Below are 22,644 nucleotides of genomic sequence, written 5' to 3'. Positions count from 1 at the left end.
ATATACATAAAATAGAAAAAGCGACAAATCTGTTAGCGTTTTCATAGTGTCGAACTCCTGTGTCGATTTTAGCAAGTAATTCTTTCATAAGTTCATTTCCAAGTGTCGACAGAACGTTGCTTGTGGCGCAATCACTTTTTGTGAAGCTTCCGCAGGTAACAGATCTGTACCCTGGTCTTAAATTTGAACGGCACCTTACGTGCACGGCGCCAGCGAATGAGGTCTGTCCAAGCTGTATAGATAGGTCGACAGAAAGGAGTCGAGACATGAGCATTGTGGCTGGAAGAATCGATTATCGCCTTTTGCATGGCATTGTCCAAGGTTTTTGGTGTCCCACTTATGCCACGCAGAGAACCATGATTATCGATGACGCAACTGCAAACGATCCGGTGCGTAAGACCGCTATGAAGATGTCCAAGCCTTCTGGTCAGGCTCTCTCAATCATTACACACGAGGTGGCGTACAACAATTTCAAAAATGGAAAGTATGACGATCATACGGTTTTTGTAATTGCGCGTGACCCTCAGACCTTTCTGGATTTAGTTGAACAAGGTCAAAAGATTCCTGTTCTCACGCTTGGTTTAACTGAACTTCCTCCCGAAGGGACGCCTGGCTATAAGGCAGGTAGAAGAGCATTTATCCGTGAGGAGGAAGTCCCAATTTATAAAAAAATTGTCGAGGCAGGTGTCAAAGTTGAAGTTCGTTATATGACAACCGACAAGTCAGTACCTATCTCTGAATATATTTCGATATAAGGAAGGGCGGTAATCATGGAAGTAAATGTTTTTCAATTTATCCTGATTGTGTTCTTAGCTGGCTTCCGTGCTATGGACCAGTACTCCACACAGCTGTTCCCATTCCAACATGCTCTTATGTGCTGGCTGGTGGGTATTGTCCTCGGAGATCCCAATACTGGACTCATTGTAGGAGGTACTATCCAGCTGATGTCAATGGGCGCAGCAGGTCTTGGTGGATCTTCTGCTCCTGATTACGGCATGGCTGGCATGGTAGCAACTGTGCTCGCCTGTATTACAGGAAGTAGTGACGTATCAGTAGGTCTTGCTGTGGGCGTTGCCGTAGCGATGCTATATGTTCAGCTTGATGTTATTTTTAAGATTTACAATTCTTGGGTGTTCTCCGTCATCCGTAAACATGCGATTGCGGGTGAATACAACAAGATGCTCCGCTCTTTCTTCCTTTCTCACATTTATCTATTCTTGCAAGGTGCTCTGCCTATGGCAATTGTGCTTGCCTTTGGTCAAGCCGCTATTGATTCTGTGCTTGCAATTATGCCAGCTTGGTTTACAGGTGGCCTTACTATCGCCGCGGGTATTTTGCCTGTTACCGGTTTCGCGATGCTCCTTACCTTTATGCCCGTCAATAAGTTCTATGCATTTCTAATCGCTGGCTATGTTTTGGCCGCCTATCTAAATCTCGGTGTACTTCCCATTGCTCTGCTCGGTGCTGTCGTAGCTATTGAGTATTTCCGCCTTAAGTCCGATAAGAGCTTTATTGCTGCTGATGTCGTTCAGAATGGGGGTGAGCTCGAAGATGAGTAATTTCTTCAAGCCCGCAGATTTTAAAGATTTCGATGAAGCTCCAGTCCCACAGCCGCTTCCCGACGGATCATATGAGCCTGTTTTGACTAAAGACGATCTAAAGATTTGCAGTCGCCGCATGTGGCTTATGGATACTGTATCTTACGCATATGCCACACAGAATGCACCTTGTGCTGCGTTTGCTGCATATTATGCGCTTCGCAAGATTTATGGTGGTGACAAAGAGGCATTTCATACTGCCATGCTCAATCAACTTGACTGTGTCTTTAACGCCACTCCTCCTGTGTCAGGTCTTTTGCTTGGCGCTGGGCTAGCTATAGAGGACAAAGGGCACTTAGCTGGTATGGAAGCCGAGAACGACTTAAAAGTCGGATTAATGGGTCCGCTCTCCGGTATAGGTGACGTATTTATCTGGATTCTTCCAATGACAATCTTGGGTTCCATTGCGGGTTATATGGCTATGGAGGGCAACCCTGTTGGCATCTTATTGTGGATGGCTCTTTGGATGGCAATTCTTGCTTGGCGTTGGCAAAATTACGCGCAGGGCTATGCTGCGGGCGCTCAGCTCATTACTGGTCTTGCTGATAGGATCTCCATACTTACCGATGCGGCGTCCATTCTTGGTCTCACAGTTGTAGGCTCACTGATTTTCTCCGCAGTAAAAATTTCAACACCACTTGCATTTCATTTCGGTGAAATTTCGCTAGGCGTGCAGGAAGGTGTATTAGACGCGATTTTCCCCAATCTCCTAGGCGTTATCACTGCGTTTGTTGTTTACCGCCTTATCAAAAAGGGTGTTAAGCTCAACTGGATTATTCTCGGTATCATTGTTGTAAGTTGTATTTGCTCTGCGTTTGGCATCTTAGCTTAGTTGCCCCTTTTTATATGCGGCTGGCTGAAGTGCTGCTGGCCGCATATGTTTGTTTACGGAAGGAAAAACATGAGACAAATCGTGTTGGCTTCGCATCACGGTTTTGCTCAGGGGCTTGCCGATACGCTTGAGTTCTTGGGCAACAAAAATATTCCGCATGTCATTTGTGCTTATATGGACGACATGCCACTTACCGATACAGTTGAAAATCTTTTTGCTAGTTTCAACCCCTCAGATGAAGTTTTAATCCTTACGGACATTATGCAGGGAAGTGTTAACCAGGCATTTGTTCCTTATGTAGGAGAACATGTTTTTCTAGTTGCCGGGGTTAATGTTGCGCTAGCGCTTGAGCTGTGTCTTACCGATGAACCCCTAAGTAATGAGTTGATTCAACAGGAGATTAATACTTGTTTGCAGTCAATACAGCTGATAAACACTCTGATTGTTGAGGAAGGGGAAGATGACGAGTGATTATTTCAGACGTTATTGATCACGTTAAAGCATTCTGTGGTGGACTCAATTATGAGACTGGTGAAAAAATTAATGATGCCACCACCCGTGATAAGGTCTTATATGGTGGCACAAATCAGGAATGTACTGGTATCGTAACGTGCATTTGGCCTACTGCTGATGTTATTCGGAATGCGCAAAATCTTGGTGCTAATCTCATCATTTCGCATGAGGCATTGTTTTGGAATCATGGTGATCATCAAGATATTATTGCTGGAAATACGACTTACCTTAGCAAGAAAAATCTACTTGATAAATGGGGTGGTGTAGTGTGGCGCTGTCACGACTATATCCACTCGAAAGTTCCTATTGATAGTAACGATAGCTTGGTTGATGGAATTTTTTATGGCTTTGCCGCCAAACTTGGATGGCTCGAGTATCGCATAGGTGATACATCAATGCCTATGGAGTTTGAGATTCCAGAGATGAGTGGGCGTGAGCTTGCTACGTTGCTAGTACAGAAGCTTGGACTTAATGGTACACGCATCACAGGTGATGCTGATGCGTGCATAAGGCGTGTTCATATACCAATGCACATTTTTGGCACACCTAATGATACAAACGAAATTAACTATGTAGATGCACACAGCATTGATGCACTGATAACAATGGAATTTGTTGATTTTACGACCTGTGAGTATATTCGTGATGCGGGAATGCTTGGACAGGGTAAGTGTGCCATTACTGTGGGTCATTTTAACCTTGAGGAACCTGGCATGGAATATATGGTTACTTGGTTACCCACGGCGCTTGGGACTAGCGATATACCAGTGACCTTTGTGGGCATGACAGATACTTATGAATATGTTACAAGGGAGGGCATCCATGCTTGATATGACGCCTCGCCCCATTAAAAGCGAACTAAAGAGCCGTGTCCTTTTTCCCGAGGACGAAAAACCATCACGTTGGTCTTTCCTTAAGGTATTGCGTGAGTTCAGCTCGCTTAGAGAATTTTATCCTGAGATAAATCCCTATTCTGAAGCATACCAATTTCGTGATAATTGTTGGGCTATCTATTCAGATGGCAATGGATTTGGTGAGATGTGGAATTATTTAATTGTGGGACCTGAGCGTGCGATGCTTATTGATACAAATGATGGCATTGGAAATGTACGTGCATTAGCTGAATATTTAGCTAAAGGCAAAGAAATAATATGTGTAAATACACATCATCACATTGATCATATTGGTGGAAATTACTATTTTGATCAGGTATTCATTCACGAGAATGACGCTCAGATACTTAAGAAAAATATGACACCCACCTTTTTTACTGACTGGGCGCTTGATGATGCAGGTAAACCTAAATACACTTGGTTCGATGTGGCAGATTTACCTCCATTCCATGAGTACGAGATTTGCACGTTTAAAAATGCTGATACATTCGACTTGGGGCAAGGCTATATAGTCGAGGCTGTGCATTTGCCAGGTCATACGGCTGGACAGAGTGGGTTTTTCGACCATCAAACTGGTTGTATTTTTATTGGTGATGTAACTAGCGCATTTGGTCCAACTGCAGATCCAGATCATGGTGAGTATTGCACTGTCAACGCGTTTCGTGATGCGCTTATGATTCTGCAGCCTCGGTTTGATAAAATATCGGGAGTGTTTCCTGGGCATGGTACTTGGGATTTACATGCTGCAACGTTGCAATATTTGCTGGATACCTGCGAGCTAATCATCGCACATCCAGATTGGTATGACAGTAAGAAGGATTTCTTTGGCACTCTTGTTTATACACATAATGTGTATCAATTGGGTAGTGACATGAAGTATACGATGGATGCTGTTGTGAGCGAGTAAGTTCAGTGTGCGCACATTTAAATTAGGTTTCACGAGGAGTCATGGACTTGATGTCTATGACTCTTTTTCATGTATTGGTATAAGAATTGTGTAATCGACTTTTCCAAGCGTAATGGAATAGTTGCTGAGCTTGAGTATTTGAGGTTGATCTGTAAGGCGTGAGAACAGTCCCTGCCTTTAGAATGTTAACGTCTAATTTGCCTATCGTTTGTTTTAAGAGCTTGATACTTCAAGCCGCCCATTACAGGTAAGGCGCAGTTCTAGAGTGGCTGTTTGGTGTGCCGCAAGTACAGTCCGTACATTGGAGCCATCGCTCTGTTCGTACCATAATTCAGCTTCGGTCTGTGAGAGACCACCTTGAATCTTTCTGTTTATGAGGCGATTCCGAAGTATTTCTTCGTTTGCTGAGAGCATGATGCTCTCGTCGCAGAGCTGTGTTAGTTTGCTCCATGGTCCACTAGGAAGCAGTAGGTAGTTTCCTTCCAGTAATAGTAGATTGCCAATAATTCCTCTATCACCTTCAATAACATCATGCTTTATTCGTGAGTAACGTGGCCAAGGGTCTGTTGTTTTCAGACTGCGAGCTTGCATAAGTAGACGAATGAGTTTTTCAATATCGTAAGTAAAAGGAGCGCCTTTACGCGAGAAAAGTGTGCGCTCTTGACCGTTTTCGACGAACGTGTGGGTGGTGAGGTAAGCATTAGGCAGATGAAAACCATCGATCCCCTGCACTTCAATGCATAAATTTTTAAATGTGTCACAAGGAAGTCCGATTGATTGTGGGCTGCGTGCAATTTGTGCAAGTGTAAGCGCAAGTGTTGTTTTACCTGCTCCAGGAGGTGCTGCGAGAAAGACAATCTTTCTTGTAGTGCTGTTTGCTGCTAGCGATGCCCAATGTCGCAAAAGTGGCACCAAGATATTCCATACATCTTGATTGTCAAAAACTGCTTTAATTGGAAACCCCTCATTGTTAACAGTAAAATTCATTACATTCCCTCCTATTGCAGATCACTTAATAGTAAAGGGGATGTATTAGAATCGTCGCGTGTGGTTATTGGAATTCGACACAGCTGTGTTTATTACGACACACATAAGTTGAAAAAACTGAGCTTTTATGACTTTTCTTGAAAACATGTGAATTTATTTTTAATTAAGACTAGATAGGGACGTCCTTCAGACTAATTAATTGATGATATCCACTGCGGTTTCCTAGTGTTCGATATTTTTTGTCGCAATTAAATTTAGATGCGACGGATTTCTTGTTGTATAAGTTATGCAAGTCAATAGCCGTAAGGCTGGCAAAAGCATCTCGATAAGATCCAGCAGACGCTAGGCATGCTGTGTCACATGTTCCTTCATGTTTGCAAGTGCCATCTCGTCAGTACGGGTTTGGTAGGACACACCACCTGTGTATACCGTGCCAGCATATTCCATCCCAGTAAGCTTGCACGTTGCCATGATGGGGTAGCAAAGTTCCTCAATTGTGTGTCCTATGTTGCTCTCATGGGAATACATCGTCTCAGGTGCACCAGTGGTAAGCGAGATGATGAGTGTTCCTTGTGCTTTGTATTCTCCACTTATTAGGCTTTCCCACAGCTACACCTCACGAGTTCCAGCCCTATCTCCATCTGGCTGGAACATCTTGATACCAATGCAAGTCATGCCGATGCCCAACATAGTAAAGCCGCTTTTTACATCTAACTGGCCAAGCAGCTTGAGGACAACAACGGCAACACCCATCGCGAGGGGAACGGCAGAGAGTATCAAGCCAATAGTCTCCTTAACCTTGCTCGGAGATGTGGAATTCAAGTTTTGCTCTTTGCACTGCATGAGTTCTTCGACTGTGACGCCGAGCACTTCTGCGAGTTTGGGGATCGAATTGACATCTGGGAAGGACAGATCGCGTTCCCATTTGGATACGGCTTTGTCGGTGACACCCATCTTGTCTGCCAATTCAAGTTGGGTCATTCCTGCAGCTTTACGCTTTGATGCAATTATCGTTCCCATTGTTTGCTTTTCCATGGTATTGCTCCTTTCAGCCGATAATTGCATCGTATGAATTATTATTTGTCCACTCAACCGACCGTTGGTTTAGATTGGTACACCTGTAGTTTAACTGCAGTAGAGTGCCAGTAGATGAGTTAAAAGCCTTGCAGGTGTCAGGCTATACAGAGCAAGACCAGTATCAAATACACCGTAAGTAGACCGCGCAATTTCAGAGATCTTATTCTAGGGGAGTGCCAATACCTCAAAGAAAGGCAAAATAGATTCAATGGCTTAACCCTGACGCAGCATCTCATGGTTTGACAACTTACCCTTTTTGCATAGAAAAACAGAGCATGGCTGCTCTTGAGTTATAGCACCAACAGTGTGGGTAGATTCGAATTATCCAATCGATAGTGTTTTAGCACGGATGTGATAGTTATTTGACTAGTTGCTTCTGTGCATCCTCTGCCATTAGTGTCGTTGTTGTATAGCAATTTTTCTTTATGCTGACTAAAACAATGAAAGAGAATAAGCCAATTTAATGTAGAGCTTACAACGGTCTAGATTGGTAAGAATGGATAGATGGCTACCGTTACTTCTGTCGTAGAAAAATATAGTTAGCATCTACTGATAACTTTGAATTTGTAGTTTCAGTTGGTGAGCAATGTAAACCAATCAACTTGAGAAATATCCTTTACTAATAGAGAGGTAATAGCAGCCATGAAGACAAGTGATGCCCGAATCGCTCTTCGCAACAGAATAACACTAGGTCTTAAATCTCTTTCTACACCGACTTTAGCTCAGATGTATGAGTATGCGGTTGATTTAGTGGGGTCCTATTCTCCTGAATCAAATTCGGCAGAATTTGATTTAATGAGAATTAGCCATTGTGTACGCGAACTGATGAATCGGCTTCCAGATTATCTTGATAAAGGAGATTCTTTTTGCTCAAACAAATTAGGTTCAGAACTCGAAAAACGTCAAGAGTTGAACAATGTTCTTCTTACAGAGTGTGATGAATCAACATTCTTTGTCAAAAAGGGCTCAGTTGTGGCAGTTATCCCTGCAAATGTAGCGAAAACAGTTGAACAGTATAGAAAAGCGGTAAAAGCGGGAAATGCTAATAGTAATAACAAAATTTTTCTGGCAACTATTGGCAGGATTGAAGACAATCCAGTATATATTCCTTGGAAGGAAGCTCATAATTTTTTCATGGGCTATGTTCATTTAAGTAAAACGATAACTAAACTTCCCAGTCAGGATAAGGTTTCTACTGAGTTTTTGTGTTTTGAAAATTCTTTGTCGAGTAGACTTGGATACTTTTTTGACTCAAAAAAGATGTTAAAAGGTATTCTCGAGACCACAAATACACAAGCGGATGATGGGCAATATCTCATCCCTTCAGATGAGAATCTGAAAACCGCCCTATCACTAGTGGGGAATTCAGGATTGCGTTTTATCTTTTTTTCAGAATTGTCTAATCCTATGTGGCTTCAAGCATTGCTACGAAACAAAGTATTTACCCCTAAAAATATTACTCTAAATGATATGAATTATTATCCTGACTGGCCTGAAGCAATCTACTTAAAAAGAATTGTGGATCTGGACTCCAATGGAGTAACAGATGCGATCATAGAAGCCAGTCACTCAAGAAGCCCTGTGATTCGCTGTGAGGCGATAAAAATCTCTGTTAAATTGCCAATAGATTGTGTTGTAAAGTTTGCAGATTATGTTGTCGATTGGGCTGAATCAGGATTTTGTGCGGATGGGTATTTCTGGATAGCTTCCGAAGTAGAGAATCTTATTTGTCGTTTAATGACTTCAGATATGAAAAAAGCAAGATCTGTGGGGAAGAGACTTTTTGTTGCATGTTTTAGCCCTAGAGCTGATGGAACAAACTTCTATAGAATACATTCTCTCATTCCTGAATATAAGTATTCAAAGTGCATGGAACAGCTCACTAATGTCATCGAGTTAATGACACCTAGGCTCAGAAGGGAGCTGTTCTGCTCGTTTTCAGAAGGTATTCTCTATCAAACTGCTAATGGAGAAAAAAGTTCATATCGAATTACGTCTGTTGAAGATTCTTGTAAGAATCATTCTCAATCGGTACCAGATGAAGTGATTTATCAAATGGTGCACTCTTTACGTGTATGTTTTGATGATGATCCAGACGAGGCAATATGCTGGGTTCGAAAAAAGAGTAGTAATCCATTAATAGTTCGCTGTGCAATGTTTGTAGAGCATGCGATATTACAAAAACGTGTTGAAAGTCATAGTGTGGACACCAGCGTTGTAAAACACGTTCGTGAGTTACTGCTGTCTGATCTTATTACTGAGAGTGAGTTCGACTCAGAGTTCTATCCACTTTTTCTGCTCGCACAAAATCTTAATGTAGTCAACCCGGGGGAAATTGATGAGTGTGTTCTTCAGGGCAGTTTGCAGAAATTGGCACAATATCAAACGAATTGTTCAGAACTTGCTGAGGCTGATCTCAAAATACGTGTGCGGCACTGGCAACATCGTGCCCTATGTCTTATTGGACGAGATTCACTTGGTGTTAAGGGGAAAGAGACTTTAGATGAACTGTCAAAAGAATTTTCAGAGACTAATTATTCGGTGAGACATATTTTTTCTACTGAGACAATCACTGTTCCAAATAGTCCGATAGATTCGTCTTTAATGCTCGAAATGGGGACGGAAAGATTAATCAATCATCTAGTGGAGTGGCATCCATCTGAAACTGATAAGCGGGAGTTAGTGACGTATCAGGGCCAAGCTGAACAGTTGTCACAAGCACTAGAGCGCTGTCCTGATCTCTTTTCAGGGTATGGAAAAAAGCTTGGTATGCTTCATATAGCATATCAACGTGAAATTATGAACGGTATGAGTATTGCTGCCTCTAAAGGTAAAGCTATTCCAATTGATGATTCACTCGAAATGATAGTAAATGCATCTCAGAAGTCGGAAGCAGTATCATGGGAGAATAAAGGGGATTTTCTTGGGGATGATTGTAACTACCTTAACCTTAGAAGAGAAGCTGCGCAATTTGCAAACAGACTCATCGAAGGCTATGGAGAACAGCTAACAAATAACCAAGCAAATCTACTGCTAAATGCTTTGCTCAAGTTTGCAGATTCTGATGAGCCAAACGCGCAGTATGAAGAGAAATATGGCGGGGATAATATGGATCCCGTTACGCTTGCGTTGAATACTATTCGACCTATTGCGCTCGTGGGCATAGCAAAATGGCTTGGGACTTTTCAAGATGGCAATCGGAAAGCAAGCGCTTTATCAGTCATAGAGCGTTATCTTCCTAGCAGGTCAGAAAGTGTTGCGGATGCCGCAGCTATTGGAAAATCGATCCCTTATATTATGAATGTCGAGCCGAGCTGGATTCAAAAAAATTACGTTGATCTGTTCGGGAAATCCGGAGCAAATAAATATCAACAAATCGTTCTGACGACTGTACTTGCGATCTATTATCCCACCTTTCAACTTTTTAAAATTTTATCGCCGGCAATGATTTCTTCTTTAGAAAATGGGCCAGAGTATTATGTTCTAGGTTTCCGGGGACTGCATGAAGATTGCCTATCTTTGATAGGACATTGGCTTTATGTTGGATATGTTTCTGGCTTTCTTGATGATGAGAATCTGGTATTAGATACTTGGAGAAAGATCGCGGATGCGAATCATATGGGATATGTTCTAGGTAAATTATGTGGCATGGTTAGCAGTGATGGGAGCCTTTCTAAGGATGTAATTAATAGGGTTGGATTGTTATGGGATTATCATTCAAAATTTCTTGTGAATCATAGCAGTGGATCTGCACTTAAAGGGATTGAAAGCCTTATCATCTCTGGCTTCTATCCTGTTAATTGGTGGGGTTCACGAGTTTTGAGAGAGCTTAAAGCTAACCCTCATGAAATTTCAATTTATGTAATAGGTGAAAAACTCATAGAACTATCGACTTATGATCCAGAACTTGCTGTCAATGTTCTATGCGAAATTGCAAAAAATGATGCTCATCCATTTTCGCCAGAATATGAAGACATAGGAATTCAACTAATCAGTAAAGCTAAGATGGCTAATGGCGGACATCTATCTATGGATGCAATACACTGCATGGATATGCTCGGGCAGATTGGATGTATCCATCTAGATGAACAGTTGAAATAATTTTTTTCATTGGTGTTTACTTAGAATGTTTGATCGTCTAATTGCCTACGCAATATGGCATATTTTCGCTCATTAAGGAGAGTGTCAGATGAACAGAAATGCTTGGTTGGCAAAAGCAGCATTTTTTGTCTACCTGCTACTGCTTGTTTGGATAGTCATCTTCAAGACGAACTTTTCCTTGGAAGATATCCATATGGTCAGGGAAGTAAACCTTATTCCGTTCCATTATGAAAATGTTTTCGAAGGCGATTTTCCTCTTTTTGAGGCGCTCTTGAATATTTTGGTATTCGTTCCCTTTGGTTTTCTTCTTCATAAAGCTTTTCATGGACATGTATTAAGAGAAGCACTTCTTGTCGTATCCTTAAGTTTGTCCTTTGAAATTACGCAGTATGTGCTATCAATCGGGGCAAGCGATATAACTGATTTAATTACAAATACCTTAGGCGGCGTAGTTGGTATTGCGTTAGCTGTGCTTATTGCAAAGCGTAGTGCATTATAACTATGGATAAGATAAGACTCGTTCCCGTCCACTTTGAGGTCATAGAACACCATAGGCACGTCTACAGCTGCAAAAGCTGCTCTCAGACAAATGCAAAGGACGGCACCTTACCTGTAAGCATCATGCGCGCCCCCATGCCCACACCACCCATACCAGGTTCTTTCGTACATCCATCGCTTATTGTCTATGTGCTACATGGTAAGTTTGTAAACGCTATGCCGCTTTATCGTATAGAGCAGGACATGGCTACAGCTGGCCTTGAAATTTCGCGGCAGGACATGTCCAACTGGGTGCTTAACATCTGGAGGTGCTGGCTTACAAAGATACATGCGAGGATGAAGACACACCTCCTTTCATACGACTACATCCACGCCGATGAGACAGTTGTACAGGTGCTAAAAGAACCAGGAAAGGCACCTCAAAGTCAGTCAAGAATGTGGCTGTTCTGCGCACCAGCGCGTGTGGCACCCAACTACATATTCGAATACCGCCCAACTCGCTCGGGACAGGTCGTCCGCAACTTCCTTGGCAGCTGGAGCGGATACCTCACCACAGACGGCCACCAGCCTTACTTCAGGCTGGGACCTCAAGTGACCAACACTGCATGCCTCGTGCACCTACGCCGCAAGTTTGATGAGGTAGTAAAGTCAGCTGGCTCCGACTCGCTAGCGAGAAAGGCATGCTCGATAGCCCTCAAGGGACGCCAGCTGATAGACGCAATCTTCAAGGCCGATGAGGCCTTTAACGGCATGACCTCAGGTGATGTGCAAAAGCCGAACGCGACCAAGTCTTAAGACCCCTCATGGAAGGCTTTGGCTCATGGGCCAAAGAGCAGCTGCCTCGCGCCCTGCCCAAATCCAAGCTCGATGAGACGCTGCTCACTGAACTTCCTAATGCAGGCGAGCTTACTGATGAGGTGCTGGATGGCTTTCTGCCTTGGTCAGCATCGATACCTGAGGACTGCAGACTCAAGAGGCAGAACAAGAAATAGACAACTCCAAGAGTTTTCCACCTTCATGCTGGATTACTCACGGAGTTGTCTACAGACATGCTCTGCTTTTGACGCTTACGATAAACCTCTATTTAACCCAATTTAATTTAGAGACAGGCTTCAAGGATCGCTTTTACATCTTCCTCATTGAGAGGTACGAAGGCAGAGGCAAGGCGATTGCCCTTATTGGCTTTGGCAGCCATCTCATCAAAGTGTGCACGATCAATATTCAATTCGGTAAGAGTCATAGGAATGCCCACTTCGCCAAAGAACTGCTCTAGGCGGTCAATGCCGGCCTTTGCGAGAGCCATCTCATCATCACCCTCCAACCCCCACACGTTGCGAGCAAAGCGTACGAAGCGGGGGAGTGCAACAGTAGAGTCTTTAACCAAGATATGGCGCATCCAACGTGGGGTAAGGATGGCCAAACCAACACCATGCGTAATGTCATAGTAGGCAGATAACTGATGCTCCATGGCGTGGCAAGGCCATGCGGTGCTCTGCTTGCCATATTCGGGAATGCCAGAGCAGGCAACGGAAGAGTTGGCCATGAGATTGGCACGGGCAGTGTAGTCATCTGGGGTGGCCAGCGCAATAGGGAGATTCTTGATGACAGATTTAAGGATGGTCTCAGCAATACCGTCGGATAAATCACTGTCGGATGTCTTTGAGAAATAGCCTTCAAAGATGTGGCTCATGATATCAGCAGAACCGGCAGCTGTTTGATAAGCAGGTACAGTAAAGGTGAGTTCTGGATCGCAGAAAGACACTGCAGGATAAGTAAACGATGCGCCCATCTTGTCGTTAAGGGTGAGGTTGGAGATAACACCACCACCGTCAAATTCGGAACCCGTAGCAGCAATAGTCAGTACATCTACGAGCGGCAACGCCTTACGCCCAGGTTTGCTATTGGTGACCATTTCCCACAAATCACCTTCGTAGAAGGTGCCAACAGCAACAGCCTTGGAGCAGTCAATGGTAGAGCCTCCGCCTATAGCAAGAATAACCTCAACATCGTTTGCGCGACAGATTTCAACGCCACGCTGCACGCTTTCAATACGGGGATTGGGCTCGATGCCATCCAGTTCAAAGACGGTGAAATTGCCCTTATCAAGCATTACTCTAATTTTGTCATACAGACCAGTGCGCTTGATGGAACCTCCACCATAGGCGAGTAGCACTTTTGTGCCAAAGCGACTGAGTTCTTCGGTGAGATGCTCCAGTTGACCTTTACCGAAATAGAGCTTTGTAGGAATGTCGTGTTTGAAGTTGAGCATGATATCCCCCATATCGTGAATTTAAACTCTAAAGAGAAATTCTCATTAATTGGATTCTTAGATCAGGTATCTTTTATTTCATAAAGTCCTCACGTGAAATGGTGTCATTAGTCAGGTGGCTGCTACATATTGCCAGCAATGGTATCTTTTACGATGCCAAGACACTCGCGCAACAGGTTATTTGGCAAGTACCATGGCAGTGAGTAAGCAGAAATCCCAACAGCAGCTTTAAGACCCTGCTTATGTGCTATAGCTGTGGCGCGGAACGTATGAAAGTCATTTGTCACAATGCCAATAGGAACATGGTGCGGGTTAGCTCCATGCTCTTTAAGTACTTGAGCTGAGAACAAAATATTCTCAACGGTATTGCGAGACTTTGCCTCTTGCACGATGCGTTCCTGTGCAATTCCATGACTTAGTAGATAATTTGCCATGCACTCAGCTTCAGAAGTAGGTTCGTTAAGACCTTGTCCACCTGAAACGATAGCCTGGCAGTTGGGATGTGTATCAAGATAGGCGATTGCCGAATCAAGCCGATAGCGTAGCACCGTACTAGGGCTGCCATCTCCTCGCACCTGCGCACCTAAAACGATAATCCACTCTAAGTTGTCGGGGGCTTTATTGGGCGTGGAAGTTCTGGATTTGTGCATCACATAGCTTGAAAGGCTTATCACAACAAGCAGCCCTATAATAGTGGCTGCACCTAGCGCTTTGCGAAGTAGAGAAGGGAGATGCTGCCACAGTCCTCGACGCATCATGATACCTATACCTGTGGCGATCATTGCTAACGCAAGCCATACCAAAAAGAAGATCGTGCCTGACCACACCAGCATGATGCTGAGACCATAAGCAGCAAGAAGTGCGCCCATAATTAAAAGAATATTTGCAAGCACAGTGCCTCCTTTCACGTGAAATTTGTTGATTTCCGCATGGCGTACGTGCTGGGTTCTTAGTTCGACTACGCACTCTAAGACAGGCTGGCAGCAAAGGTGCGAATGCGCTTGCCCCATGGAAGAGGAAGACACCTCAGTGGTAGCGGCTGCAAACACACTGCAATCCTTTGCACCGAAATACCCTTGAATGAATTCATGATAGATCTTTTCCGCTACGTCGTATGTGCTGTGAGATCCCTAGCCATGGATATCCATATCTGCAACGTTCAATGTACGCGCAAAGTACTGGATTCTATAAGCGCTCGTTGCAAAACGTAACAACGCGCTATAACTGCTGCATTAAGCAAGTAGAACGACAAATGTTGCAGCTGAGAATGCAGCTAGATTATTACCCTATCAGTGAATCATCTTGAAGTGCGAGCAAACACACACGATGTTGAGTGAGGTGTTAATAAAATTGCATGATATACTTACGTTTAAATTTAGAATTGAATATGAATGCCCAATATATGAGTAATTTCTCAAAAAGAGGTAAGGAATATGGGTTATTTAGGTTCATTTTGTACGTGTAGGGATACTGCTTGTCCGATGCATCCTTCAAATCATGATAAAGGCTGCGTCCCATGTATTGCAAAGAATCTAAAAGAAAAAGAAATTCCTAGCTGCTTTTTTAATCTTGTTGGAGATGCGGCAGAAGAGAGTAGTTTTTTCTTTGAGGACTTTGCTCGCTTGGTTTTGAAGAAAGATGCCGCCTCAGCAGAACATGAATGCAACCAGCCATAAAGCAGTATATCTAGGACATTAACGTAGTGGCGGAAAGAACCCACTCGTACCACACTATAGATTTTGAAATAATAGACATGCGAGGTCTATCAAAACTGTTTTACAAGAGAAGATTTTTTATCAGGTTTCGTTAAAAGGTTTTCGACGTAAAAATCACTGTAGAGTGAAGTTTCCTCGTTGACATGGTCAAGACCATCACGCTCAACAAGTGTCTGTTTTTGAGAAGCAAGATTAGTACCCAATGCCAGACGTTCTCCTTCGATTGCTATTCCTAATGAGGAAAGAATGGTAGGCATATAGTCATAGGATGTGTACTGTCGATTTGTTGTCTGAAAGTCCTTGTTGGTAAACGCAGGGTTGATAAACATGTTGAAGGTAGTACGCTCATAGCTTGGATCCCAGCCCTTGAAGAAGTTACCGTCCATAGAAAGATGGTCACCAGTAACTACGATGGTTGTGTTAGATCCAAAGGGTTGTGCCTGAATCCACCTAATCAAATCAGCTACTTGCTTTTGAGAGTGAAAGATAACATTAGCATACTGATTGCCAAATATGTCCTTGGTTTCGGGTTCTTTGAAGCCGTCAGGACAATGTGTATCAGCGTTTTCCATCATGAAGCAGAACGGTTTTCCTTCGTTATAAAGGCGCATCATCTCACTTTTTGCATATTCATATAACTTGTTGTCCTCAAATCCCCACCACACCATGTAATCGGGAGAAATAAGCCCCTTCTTTCTTGCAAAGTGGAGATCATGCCGGCTACGCTCCAGCCCGTTCCACAAACTTGATGTGGACCACCGAAGGCATAATTTGTATGGGAGAAATGTATCCCTGTCTGTGCAAGCTCCATGAGGTCAGGCATAAGATTTTTATCCATGTAGCCTCCATGAGCCTTGTCCAAATATGATGTTTCAACCGACTCAACATAAATATGCACGAGATTCCGCTTCTGCTTTGGAAAACTCAGTTTGACTGATGCTGGATCAACGTAATTATCAATGAAGTAGCCGCTCTTAGAGCTGTATTGCTTGATCATATCGTCAACGTGGAGGGTCTGATACGCATAGCTTATGCCAAAAATTGCAAGAATGAAGCATACAACTATAGTAAAAAATTGACGTTGCTTGCGAGTAAAAAAGAGCGTGTGCCTGCTTGCTGTAATGCTAATTTTTACTGGCACAACTAGCAACATACCCAGCAAGCTCATAGTGAATACAACTAAAAACACGGGACGCGAGTACATATCGAGCATCGCAGCTTTTGGGGCTCCTCCAACAGGTGAGGCAAAATTGAAAAGAATCTGTTCGGCGGTCATCTCGCCAGTATAGTCATGAAACCAGTAAGCTCCAAATAGGGCAACTGATCCTATAAACGCAAAAATAAAGGCAATTACCATCAGAATGGTACGCTTGTGCCCAACACTTTCGTGGTCTGGTTTACTCATCAAAGTTCCGCGCATACTAAGTTTTGTGAGCAGATATAGTACGCCGCAAACTACGGCAAGCTGTATATAATTTCCAACAGAAGGATGTGAGATATGAGGTGGGATCTATGATAATTTCGTAGGCCAATCCAAAGCGCAACACAAAAAGTGTTGCGAGATTTACAAGTAGTGCATCCTCAATAAATAGGCCCAGACAACTTTTCCAACTTCGTTTTTTGGCAGTTGCAATATCAGCTGCTGCAAATAGACCTCCTGTGAGGATCCAAGTGCCAATCATAGCTAGGAGTGCTGTCATAGTTCCTCCTGCCGAGAGCTTATATTTGGCTGCGACATGGGTTTTTATGTGAGCCGTTTAGATTTATACAGTAGCAGGTTCACACAATATAGATTCAATTGGAGACCGTGACACGTAATTATGTGGACATTCTTTCAGCTGTCCAGCAAGCATATCTTGATGGTTAACAGGTTTCATATGCTTTCGCCTCATTAGTGTTTAAAGTCAGAAATCGTATATAAAAACGGTACGATAATAGGGACGTACAAGTTCCGCAAAGGGGCAGGTTATGAAAATCGTAGCTTTTGAAGTTCGAGCTGATGAGCAAGCTGAGTTTGCTCGGCAGGCAAAGCTGCCCGACATTGAGCTTGAGTTGAGATCAGATGCTCTGACTGCAGATAACCTTGATGCTTGCAATGGTGCGGATGCCGTGCTCATTCTTGGACGTGTTCACTACGATGAAAACCTCTTGGCGGCTATAAAAGAGCAGGGCGTAAACTGCTTGGTTACTCGCTCTATTGGTATGGATCATATCGACCTCGATGTGGCTCAACGCCTGGGAATTGCGGTGTCGAATATCAGCTATGCGCCTGATAGCGTAGCGGATTTCACCATCATGTTGCTCCTCATCGCGCTGCGCAAATATAAGCCAGCGGTGTATCGTCAAAACGTCAATGACTATTCGTTGGCAGGACTCCAGGGGCGTACCTTATCTTCGCTCACCGTGGGCGTTGTTGGCGCGGGGCGTATTGGTCGTGCGGTATTGCAGCGTCTTTCGGGATTTGGCTGCAAGCTCCTTGCATACGATCCAGCGGGTATTCGTGACGTTCCCGCTGGTGTGCAAGCAGTCAGCTTAGAAGATCTGCTTGCCCAAAGCGATGTCTTAAGTTTTCATGTGCCTTTGACAAGCAATACGCAGGGTATGGTGGACACAGACTTTATTGCTCGCATGCGTGATGGTGTCGTGCTGGTCAATACTGCTCGCGGCGAACTCATGGATGTCCCCAGCTTGATTGAAGGCATCGAGACAGGCAAAATCGGCGCGTTGGCAATGGACGTCTTTACCAACGAAGCATCCATCTATCATCACAGCCTTGTCAACGATATTGTTGCTAATAGGGATATGGCGTATCTGCGCCAATTTCCCAATACGGTACTTACGCAGCACATGGCGTTTTATACCGAACAAGCGGTGGGAGAGATGGTGTCTCACGCGGTTGAGGCTGCACGTCGCCTGTGTGCTGAGTAGCAAAGGAGAGCTTTCCCGCTCAAGGAGAGAGAGGAAGTTGTTATGCCAAGCATTTTGATTATTGCGGTAGTTGTAACACTTATCGTACTTGTGGTGGTTCTAACGTATAACAAGCTGGTAAAACTGCGCAATCGTGTTGATAACGCTTGGTCGCAAATTGATGTGCAGTTGCAGCGTCGTCTAGATTTGATTCCAAATCTCGTAGAGACAGTCAAAGGCTATACGGCGCATGAAAAAGAAACGTTGGAAAAACTAACCATAGCGCGTGCGAATTGCATAAACGCAAACAGCGCAAGTGAGCGTGTGGAGGCAGAAAACCAGCTAACGGCAGGTTTGGGACAGCTATTTTCTGTAGTAGAAAGCTATCCTGAGCTCAAGTCAAATACCAACTTCCTTGCGCTACAGGGCGAGCTGTCGAGCACCGAGGACAAGGTAAGCTACATGCGCCAAAGTTATAACGACACGGTAATGCGCTTTAATAATGCCATTCAGAGTTTTCCTGCCGTGCTTTTTGCGGGTACCATGGGTTTTGAAGAACGTAGTCTTTTTGAGGCTGCGGAAAGCGCCAGCGCTGTTCCCAAGATTAAGTTTTAGCCATGGCTAGCTTAAACAAACGCTTTCATTTCAAACCTACGATACTCGCAGTTTTTGTCTTTGCCATGCTGTTTAGCTCACTATCTCCTGCGATAGTAGAGCTGGGTCGTCAGGCACTTGCAGGTGGTGGCATATGGCTGCATTCCTCTCACGAACATCGTTGTCTCAGCGATACCATTGATGCGACGGTGGGCTCGGATGGCAGTCTGCATGTGGTTGATGCGCGTGAGTACGAATTTGCAGGTAAATTTACGCTGACAGCAAAGAAGTTAGATCCACCCGCAGGTAGCGAGGTTGTGCTCCATGGAGTGTCGGTTATTGATTCAAATGGCAAGAAAACTGCTCTTCAACAGACTGAGTTTATGCCAACTTGGCGTTATAGTGGCGGTCCTGCGAGTGGGCATTTTGCCTACGATGAGGCTGATAACACTATCTATGCTTTTAGCACGACAAAAGATAGTACCAAGACCTTTGTGTTTGACTTTAGCTATACCAATGTAATTGATCGCTATGCGGATGAAGGAGTGCTCTACTGGCAGTTTATTCCCGCTGGTTGGGACGTTGATACGCACAATATTAAAGCGACGGTACATCTGCCGATAGCTACAGGTGAGCAGATCAAGGGTGGCAGCAATGTTCTTGCCTTTGGCCATGGGGACTTAAGTGGCAGCGTCAACTTTAACAAACAAGGGACGATTGGCTATAGCATTCCCCGAGTAAGCACTGGCAGCTTCGCTGAAATGCGTATCGCTTTTCCTCAAACTTGGGTGCCAAATGTGAGTGAGGCGCGGACACACAGCACAAAGATTCGTCCGAAAATTGAGCAAGAAGAGAGGCAATGGCAGTCCGATGCGACAAAACAACGCATTGTAAGTGCGCTGATGCTTATTGTGCCAGTGGTGGTTTCACTGGGAATGATTGTAGCCAGCGTGATACTTTTTCTGCGTTATGGCAAAGAATATACGCCAGATTTTAAGGAAGAATATTGGCGCGATGTACCCGATAAAGACTTGCACCCAGCGATTATTGCGCGTATTTGGCGTTGGAATAATGAGGATATCAACGATGTTGTGGCAAGCCTGATGCACCTCAGCAACAGGGGAATTGTGCGACTTGAACCTGCTACTTATATGCGTCGTCGCAAATTTGGCCGTTGTAGCAATGAGCAAACGTATCGTTTGGAATGGGTGGAGGGCAAAGGTACAGCCGCCTACGAGTCTCTTGATGCTATCGATAAAGCAACGCTGAGGTTTATTTTCAATGATTGTGCACAGGGCGAAAAGTCCATTAGTTTCAATGAGATTGAGGACTTTGCAGACAAACAGCCCGAAGTCTTCCTCAAGGCAGCAGAAAGGTGGCAGGAAGCCATCAATGCTCCCGTTATACGTGCTGCCTATTTTGAAAAGAAGGGAGAAAACCTTAGGGATATCATGATTATTCTTTCGGGTTTCCTCTTTTTTGCCGTGGTGATGTTTTCGGTATTTATGGGTAACTTCAGTCCATTGTTAGGAATGCTGCCAGGTGCCGTCTTTATGTTTGCGCTTGCCTTTGCGATGCCACGACGTTCGCGTGAAGCCAGCGAAATTCAAGCTCATTCCAAGGCGCTCAAGCGTTGGTTGTGCGACTTTACCGATGTGGAAGGGCGTGCAGTGACAGATGCCAAAGTGTGGGGTGAACTTTTTGTTTACGCTTATATCTTTGGTATTTCTGAACAGCTTGCTGACAAGCTCAATGAGATTGCTCCCGAGATTTGGGCTGACCCCGTCTTTGACGGTAGTCGTTATTGGTACTGCCATCCTCAGGGAAGTGTTGCTGGCGCATCGAGGCTTTCTGGTAGCGATTATTTTTCGCATGCGTTTAACAACACACTTGATAGTGCCCGTAACGCAGTAAGCGCTGCAAGTGGTGGCGGAGGCGGCAGCTTTGGCGGAGGCGGTGGCTTTTCTGGCGGTGGAGGCGGAGGCTTTGGCGGCGGTGGTGGCGGATTTAGTCGCTAATTTTGACAGAGCTTTTTACCACAACGGTGCTGACTCTTATTATTCAAGTAGGGGTTTTAGGGTCATGTTTGTGTTGTAGTGCACCGCACAATTATGCGAAAATATGCCCCCGTGTGGTACGAAGGAACACTATTGGGGGGAACTAGATGTACAACGTATTCATGCTTGCCGCTGAATCGGTGGTCTGTTTTTCACTTTTGGTAATGGTTGCAAAGTTTTTTGGCAAACCTGGTCTCTATGTATGGATGGCGGTTGCGTCGATTTTGGCAGAGATCCAGGCCTGCGTTATGTGTGACTTTGTCGGTGTCGTCTCGACTCTAGGTAACGTTTGGTTTGCTTCAAATTTCTTGGCAACTGATATTTTGAATGAGGTATATGGACATGAGGCTGCCATAAAAGCAGTTAAACTGCAGGTGGCGGCTTTGCTTACCTATATTATTGGTGCGCAGATTACCCTGCTATACCAGCTATCTTCTTTTGATATGGCAATGCCTGCACTGATGACAACGTTCTCGATGTCAATTCGTACAACGGGTGCAAGTGTAGTTTGCTTGGTTGCTGCCAACTGGCTGTCTGTTCAGATTTATAGTCGCCTGCGCGATCGCATTGGACATCGTTTGTTGTGGCTACGCGAAAATATTGCCGATACAAGTGCAAACGTAATTGAGAATTTTGCTTTTATGTTCCTTGCTTTTGGTGGTCTGTATAGCATGCCCGACCTGCTTGTTATGATTATCAGTGTCTCAGTTATCGAGACTATTATCAGCTTTATTGATACGCCCTTTTTGTATCTGGCGCGCCGTGTAATGGGCGAAGGCGAACCAGTTATTGCCTAGGATGTAAGCTTGCATAAGATGTGTTTATCAGTCGAGAAGCTTATTGCCTCTCGGCTGATTTTTTACGCGCGCCGAAAAAGCGGACATTTGCATAATTTACCGTTCTGCTTTTGCTACGCTAGAGCAGAAAGCTAAACCTCAACTTTTGATATGAGTTGCTGAAAGCGGAGATTTCCGTCACAGCAGTCGCAGAGGGGCGGCTCTGGTTTGCTTGCTCAACAAAAAGAGCTTGGGGAGGAAGTATGGACGCAACTGCTTTATTTAAGTTTAGTTCGGGTCTTTATGTAGTATCGGCAGCTACTGAAGATGATTACGGTGCCTGCATTATTAATACCGGCCTGCAGCTGACATCGCTGCCTTTGCAGGTAGAGGTTGTAGTGAACAAAGAAAACCACACTGAGAGCGTGATTGAGGAAGCAGGCCACTTTGCGTTGGTCGCTCTGACCGAGACGGCTGATATGCCCTTTATTGGTCGTTTTGGCTTCCGTACGTCAACCGATTTTGACAAGTATGATGGGGTGGAATGTCTTAAGACGCTTGATGGCGATCCGTATTGTCCTGAACATGCTGCATGTCTTGTTTGCTGCAGGGTTGTTCAGAAGCTTGATGTGGGAACGCATATGCTCTTTGTGGGTGAGCTTGTTGATGCGCAAAACCTCAATGATGAACCGCCCTTGACTTACGCCTACTATCACAGCACGCTCAAAGGCAAGACTCCCAAGAAGGCCTCTTCCTATATTGCGTGATATTAGGCAAAAAAGTGTGTCTGTTTGCATTCCTTATATAGAACAGCGCTTGCAGTGTTTCAACTGGAGTGGCTTTGCTTGCCAAAAGCCACATTCTATTTCATCCAGTGGAGCCCTGCTTGCCAAACGCCACGTTCTATTTCATCCAGTGGA

Annotated in this window: 25 protein-coding genes; 17 read left to right on the top strand and 8 right to left on the bottom strand. The window is 44.4% G+C overall.

What is annotated here, in order from left to right:
- The first annotated feature begins 266 nt into the window (after positions 1-266).
- The 6 genes from HMPREF9069_RS08020 to HMPREF9069_RS07995 all read left to right on the top strand — a co-directional run bounded on the left by HMPREF9069_RS08020 (position 267) and on the right by HMPREF9069_RS07995 (position 4,743).
- Complete coding sequence (locus HMPREF9069_RS08020) at positions 267-755, top strand: PTS sugar transporter subunit IIB (protein WP_021626760.1); 489 nt, start codon at positions 267-269, stop codon at positions 753-755.
- Between the two features lie 15 nt (positions 756-770).
- Complete coding sequence (locus HMPREF9069_RS08015; RefSeq protein ID WP_021626759.1) at positions 771-1,559, top strand: PTS mannose/fructose/sorbose/N-acetylgalactosamine transporter subunit IIC; 789 nt, start codon at positions 771-773, stop codon at positions 1,557-1,559.
- Positions 1,552-2,430: a PTS system mannose/fructose/sorbose family transporter subunit IID gene (locus HMPREF9069_RS08010; protein ID WP_021626758.1), complete on the top strand. Its 879-nt coding sequence runs from the start codon at positions 1,552-1,554 to the stop codon at positions 2,428-2,430. The genes HMPREF9069_RS08015 and HMPREF9069_RS08010 overlap by 8 nt, the downstream gene beginning before the upstream one ends.
- A gap of 69 nt (positions 2,431-2,499) precedes the next feature.
- Entirely contained in the window at positions 2,500-2,901 is a 402-nt protein-coding gene (locus HMPREF9069_RS08005) for a PTS sugar transporter subunit IIA (protein ID WP_035438926.1), read from the top strand.
- On the top strand, positions 2,898-3,773 hold the full coding sequence (locus tag HMPREF9069_RS08000; RefSeq protein ID WP_021626756.1) for a Nif3-like dinuclear metal center hexameric protein: 876 nt from the start codon (positions 2,898-2,900) through the stop codon (positions 3,771-3,773). The genes HMPREF9069_RS08005 and HMPREF9069_RS08000 overlap by 4 nt, the downstream gene beginning before the upstream one ends.
- Entirely contained in the window at positions 3,766-4,743 is a 978-nt protein-coding gene (locus HMPREF9069_RS07995) for an MBL fold metallo-hydrolase (RefSeq protein WP_021626755.1), read from the top strand. Before HMPREF9069_RS08000 ends, HMPREF9069_RS07995 begins: the two co-directional genes overlap by 8 nt.
- A 213-nt stretch (positions 4,744-4,956) precedes the next feature.
- Here HMPREF9069_RS07995 and HMPREF9069_RS07990 read toward each other — a convergent pair whose 3' ends face one another.
- The 3 genes from HMPREF9069_RS07990 to HMPREF9069_RS07980 all read right to left on the bottom strand — a co-directional run bounded on the left by HMPREF9069_RS07990 (position 4,957) and on the right by HMPREF9069_RS07980 (position 6,765).
- Positions 4,957-5,730 (bottom strand): nucleoside/nucleotide kinase family protein, encoded by a 774-nt coding sequence (locus HMPREF9069_RS07990; RefSeq protein WP_021626754.1) that lies wholly within the window; start codon positions 5,728-5,730, stop codon positions 4,957-4,959.
- 342 nt (positions 5,731-6,072) lie between these two features.
- Entirely contained in the window at positions 6,073-6,288 is a 216-nt protein-coding gene (locus HMPREF9069_RS09105; RefSeq protein ID WP_286127404.1) for an NAD(P)H-dependent oxidoreductase, read from the bottom strand.
- Positions 6,289-6,339: 51 nt separating this feature from the next.
- The gene (locus tag HMPREF9069_RS07980) at positions 6,340-6,765 is read right to left on the bottom strand and encodes a helix-turn-helix domain-containing protein (RefSeq protein WP_051317831.1); all 426 of its coding nucleotides are present in this window, start codon (positions 6,763-6,765) and stop codon (positions 6,340-6,342) included.
- 684 nt (positions 6,766-7,449) lie between these two features.
- Here HMPREF9069_RS07980 and HMPREF9069_RS07975 point away from each other — a divergent pair.
- The 4 genes from HMPREF9069_RS07975 to HMPREF9069_RS08940 all read left to right on the top strand — a co-directional run bounded on the left by HMPREF9069_RS07975 (position 7,450) and on the right by HMPREF9069_RS08940 (position 12,398).
- Positions 7,450-10,908 (top strand): hypothetical protein, encoded by a 3,459-nt coding sequence (locus HMPREF9069_RS07975; RefSeq protein WP_021626751.1) that lies wholly within the window; start codon positions 7,450-7,452, stop codon positions 10,906-10,908.
- Positions 10,909-10,996: 88 nt separating this feature from the next.
- Positions 10,997-11,407, top strand: coding sequence for a VanZ family protein (locus tag HMPREF9069_RS07970; RefSeq protein WP_021626750.1), 411 nt, complete (start codon positions 10,997-10,999; stop codon positions 11,405-11,407).
- 2 nt (positions 11,408-11,409) lie between these two features.
- On the top strand, positions 11,410-12,201 hold the full coding sequence (gene tnpC, locus HMPREF9069_RS07965) for an IS66 family transposase (protein ID WP_021626749.1): 792 nt from the start codon (positions 11,410-11,412) through the stop codon (positions 12,199-12,201).
- 8 nt (positions 12,202-12,209) lie between these two features.
- Positions 12,210-12,398 carry a hypothetical protein gene (locus HMPREF9069_RS08940; RefSeq protein WP_021626748.1) on the top strand — a complete coding sequence of 63 codons (189 nt, stop codon included), beginning with the start codon at positions 12,210-12,212 and terminating at the stop codon, positions 12,396-12,398.
- Positions 12,399-12,505: 107 nt separating this feature from the next.
- Here the strand turns inward: HMPREF9069_RS08940 and HMPREF9069_RS07960 are convergent, their stop codons facing one another.
- Together HMPREF9069_RS07960 and HMPREF9069_RS07955 are read right to left on the bottom strand one after the other, a co-directional pair.
- Positions 12,506-13,675 carry an iron-containing alcohol dehydrogenase gene (locus HMPREF9069_RS07960; protein ID WP_035438925.1) on the bottom strand — a complete coding sequence of 390 codons (1,170 nt, stop codon included), beginning with the start codon at positions 13,673-13,675 and terminating at the stop codon, positions 12,506-12,508.
- Between the two features lie 122 nt (positions 13,676-13,797).
- Complete coding sequence (locus tag HMPREF9069_RS07955) at positions 13,798-14,568, bottom strand: YdcF family protein (RefSeq protein WP_051317830.1); 771 nt, start codon at positions 14,566-14,568, stop codon at positions 13,798-13,800.
- A 540-nt stretch (positions 14,569-15,108) separates the two neighbouring features.
- On the opposite strand from HMPREF9069_RS07955, the gene HMPREF9069_RS07950 reads away from it, so the two are divergent.
- On the top strand, positions 15,109-15,351 hold the full coding sequence (locus HMPREF9069_RS07950; protein ID WP_035438924.1) for a DUF6485 family protein: 243 nt from the start codon (positions 15,109-15,111) through the stop codon (positions 15,349-15,351).
- An 89-nt stretch (positions 15,352-15,440) separates the two neighbouring features.
- On the opposite strand, the gene HMPREF9069_RS07945 is transcribed toward HMPREF9069_RS07950, so the two are convergent.
- Genes HMPREF9069_RS07945 through HMPREF9069_RS07935 form a run of 3 tightly spaced genes read right to left on the bottom strand, consistent with a single transcriptional unit; the run spans position 15,441 to position 17,090 of the window.
- Positions 15,441-16,004 (bottom strand): sulfatase-like hydrolase/transferase, encoded by a 564-nt coding sequence (locus HMPREF9069_RS07945; RefSeq protein WP_021626744.1) that lies wholly within the window; start codon positions 16,002-16,004, stop codon positions 15,441-15,443.
- Positions 16,001-16,795 carry an alkaline phosphatase family protein gene (locus tag HMPREF9069_RS07940; protein ID WP_156894191.1) on the bottom strand — a complete coding sequence of 265 codons (795 nt, stop codon included), beginning with the start codon at positions 16,793-16,795 and terminating at the stop codon, positions 16,001-16,003. Before HMPREF9069_RS07940 ends, HMPREF9069_RS07945 begins: the two co-directional genes overlap by 4 nt.
- A 16-nt stretch (positions 16,796-16,811) precedes the next feature.
- On the bottom strand, positions 16,812-17,090 hold the full coding sequence (locus HMPREF9069_RS07935) for a hypothetical protein (protein WP_021626742.1): 279 nt from the start codon (positions 17,088-17,090) through the stop codon (positions 16,812-16,814).
- 268 nt (positions 17,091-17,358) lie between these two features.
- Here HMPREF9069_RS07935 and HMPREF9069_RS07930 point away from each other — a divergent pair, with 268 nt between their 5' ends.
- The 6 genes from HMPREF9069_RS07930 (at position 17,359) to HMPREF9069_RS07910 (ending at position 22,491) form a co-directional block, all read left to right on the top strand.
- On the top strand, positions 17,359-18,318 hold the full coding sequence (locus HMPREF9069_RS07930; RefSeq protein WP_021626741.1) for an NAD(P)-dependent oxidoreductase: 960 nt from the start codon (positions 17,359-17,361) through the stop codon (positions 18,316-18,318).
- A gap of 42 nt (positions 18,319-18,360) precedes the next feature.
- Positions 18,361-18,912 carry a LemA family protein gene (locus HMPREF9069_RS07925; protein ID WP_021626740.1) on the top strand — a complete coding sequence of 184 codons (552 nt, stop codon included), beginning with the start codon at positions 18,361-18,363 and terminating at the stop codon, positions 18,910-18,912.
- A 2-nt stretch (positions 18,913-18,914) separates the two neighbouring features.
- Entirely contained in the window at positions 18,915-20,909 is a 1,995-nt protein-coding gene (locus tag HMPREF9069_RS09465; protein ID WP_021626739.1) for a DUF2207 domain-containing protein, read from the top strand.
- Positions 20,848-20,988, top strand: coding sequence for a DUF4256 domain-containing protein (locus tag HMPREF9069_RS09875; protein WP_502685288.1), 141 nt, complete (start codon positions 20,848-20,850; stop codon positions 20,986-20,988). Before HMPREF9069_RS09465 ends, HMPREF9069_RS09875 begins: the two co-directional genes overlap by 62 nt.
- Before the next feature lie 67 nt (positions 20,989-21,055).
- Positions 21,056-21,745, top strand: coding sequence for a queuosine precursor transporter (locus tag HMPREF9069_RS07915; RefSeq protein ID WP_021626738.1), 690 nt, complete (start codon positions 21,056-21,058; stop codon positions 21,743-21,745).
- A 242-nt stretch (positions 21,746-21,987) separates the two neighbouring features.
- A complete protein-coding gene (locus HMPREF9069_RS07910; protein WP_021626737.1) occupies positions 21,988-22,491 on the top strand; it encodes a flavin reductase family protein in 504 nt (167 codons plus the stop codon).
- Positions 22,492-22,644: the final 153 nt, after the last annotated feature.

Source organism: Atopobium sp. oral taxon 810 str. F0209 (assembly GCF_000466405.1).
Lineage (GTDB): Bacteria > Actinomycetota > Coriobacteriia > Coriobacteriales > Atopobiaceae > Olegusella.
This window is presented reverse-complemented; position numbering and strand designations above follow the sequence as displayed.

Bases quoted from the DNA above. Each gene is read 5' to 3' on its own strand.
- HMPREF9069_RS08940 (WP_021626748.1), top strand. From the start codon at position 12,210: ATGGAAGGCTTTGGCTCATGGGCCAAAGAGCAGCTGCCTCGCGCCCTG.
- HMPREF9069_RS07990 (WP_021626754.1), bottom strand. From the start codon at position 5,730: ATGAATTTTACTGTTAACAATGAGGGGTTTCCAATTAAAGCAGTTTTT.
- HMPREF9069_RS07945 (WP_021626744.1), bottom strand. From the start codon at position 16,004: ATGATGCGCCTTTATAACGAAGGAAAACCGTTCTGCTTCATGATGGAA.
- HMPREF9069_RS07995 (WP_021626755.1), top strand. From the start codon at position 3,766: ATGCTTGATATGACGCCTCGCCCCATTAAAAGCGAACTAAAGAGCCGT.
- HMPREF9069_RS07940 (WP_156894191.1), bottom strand. From the start codon at position 16,795: ATGAGTAAACCAGACCACGAAAGTGTTGGGCACAAGCGTACCATTCTG.
- HMPREF9069_RS07960 (WP_035438925.1), bottom strand. From the start codon at position 13,675: ATGCTCAACTTCAAACACGACATTCCTACAAAGCTCTATTTCGGTAAA.
- HMPREF9069_RS07915 (WP_021626738.1), top strand. From the start codon at position 21,056: ATGTACAACGTATTCATGCTTGCCGCTGAATCGGTGGTCTGTTTTTCA.
- HMPREF9069_RS09465 (WP_021626739.1), top strand. From the start codon at position 18,915: ATGGCTAGCTTAAACAAACGCTTTCATTTCAAACCTACGATACTCGCA.
- HMPREF9069_RS07910 (WP_021626737.1), top strand. From the start codon at position 21,988: ATGGACGCAACTGCTTTATTTAAGTTTAGTTCGGGTCTTTATGTAGTA.
- HMPREF9069_RS07970 (WP_021626750.1), top strand. From the start codon at position 10,997: ATGAACAGAAATGCTTGGTTGGCAAAAGCAGCATTTTTTGTCTACCTG.
- HMPREF9069_RS07950 (WP_035438924.1), top strand. From the start codon at position 15,109: ATGGGTTATTTAGGTTCATTTTGTACGTGTAGGGATACTGCTTGTCCG.
- HMPREF9069_RS08015 (WP_021626759.1), top strand. From the start codon at position 771: ATGGAAGTAAATGTTTTTCAATTTATCCTGATTGTGTTCTTAGCTGGC.
- HMPREF9069_RS07975 (WP_021626751.1), top strand. From the start codon at position 7,450: ATGAAGACAAGTGATGCCCGAATCGCTCTTCGCAACAGAATAACACTA.
- HMPREF9069_RS08005 (WP_035438926.1), top strand. From the start codon at position 2,500: ATGAGACAAATCGTGTTGGCTTCGCATCACGGTTTTGCTCAGGGGCTT.
- HMPREF9069_RS08020 (WP_021626760.1), top strand. From the start codon at position 267: ATGAGCATTGTGGCTGGAAGAATCGATTATCGCCTTTTGCATGGCATT.
- tnpC (WP_021626749.1), top strand. From the start codon at position 11,410: ATGGATAAGATAAGACTCGTTCCCGTCCACTTTGAGGTCATAGAACAC.
- HMPREF9069_RS07925 (WP_021626740.1), top strand. From the start codon at position 18,361: ATGCCAAGCATTTTGATTATTGCGGTAGTTGTAACACTTATCGTACTT.
- HMPREF9069_RS07935 (WP_021626742.1), bottom strand. From the start codon at position 17,090: ATGACAGCACTCCTAGCTATGATTGGCACTTGGATCCTCACAGGAGGT.
- HMPREF9069_RS07930 (WP_021626741.1), top strand. From the start codon at position 17,359: ATGAAAATCGTAGCTTTTGAAGTTCGAGCTGATGAGCAAGCTGAGTTT.
- HMPREF9069_RS08010 (WP_021626758.1), top strand. From the start codon at position 1,552: ATGAGTAATTTCTTCAAGCCCGCAGATTTTAAAGATTTCGATGAAGCT.
- HMPREF9069_RS07980 (WP_051317831.1), bottom strand. From the start codon at position 6,765: ATGGAAAAGCAAACAATGGGAACGATAATTGCATCAAAGCGTAAAGCT.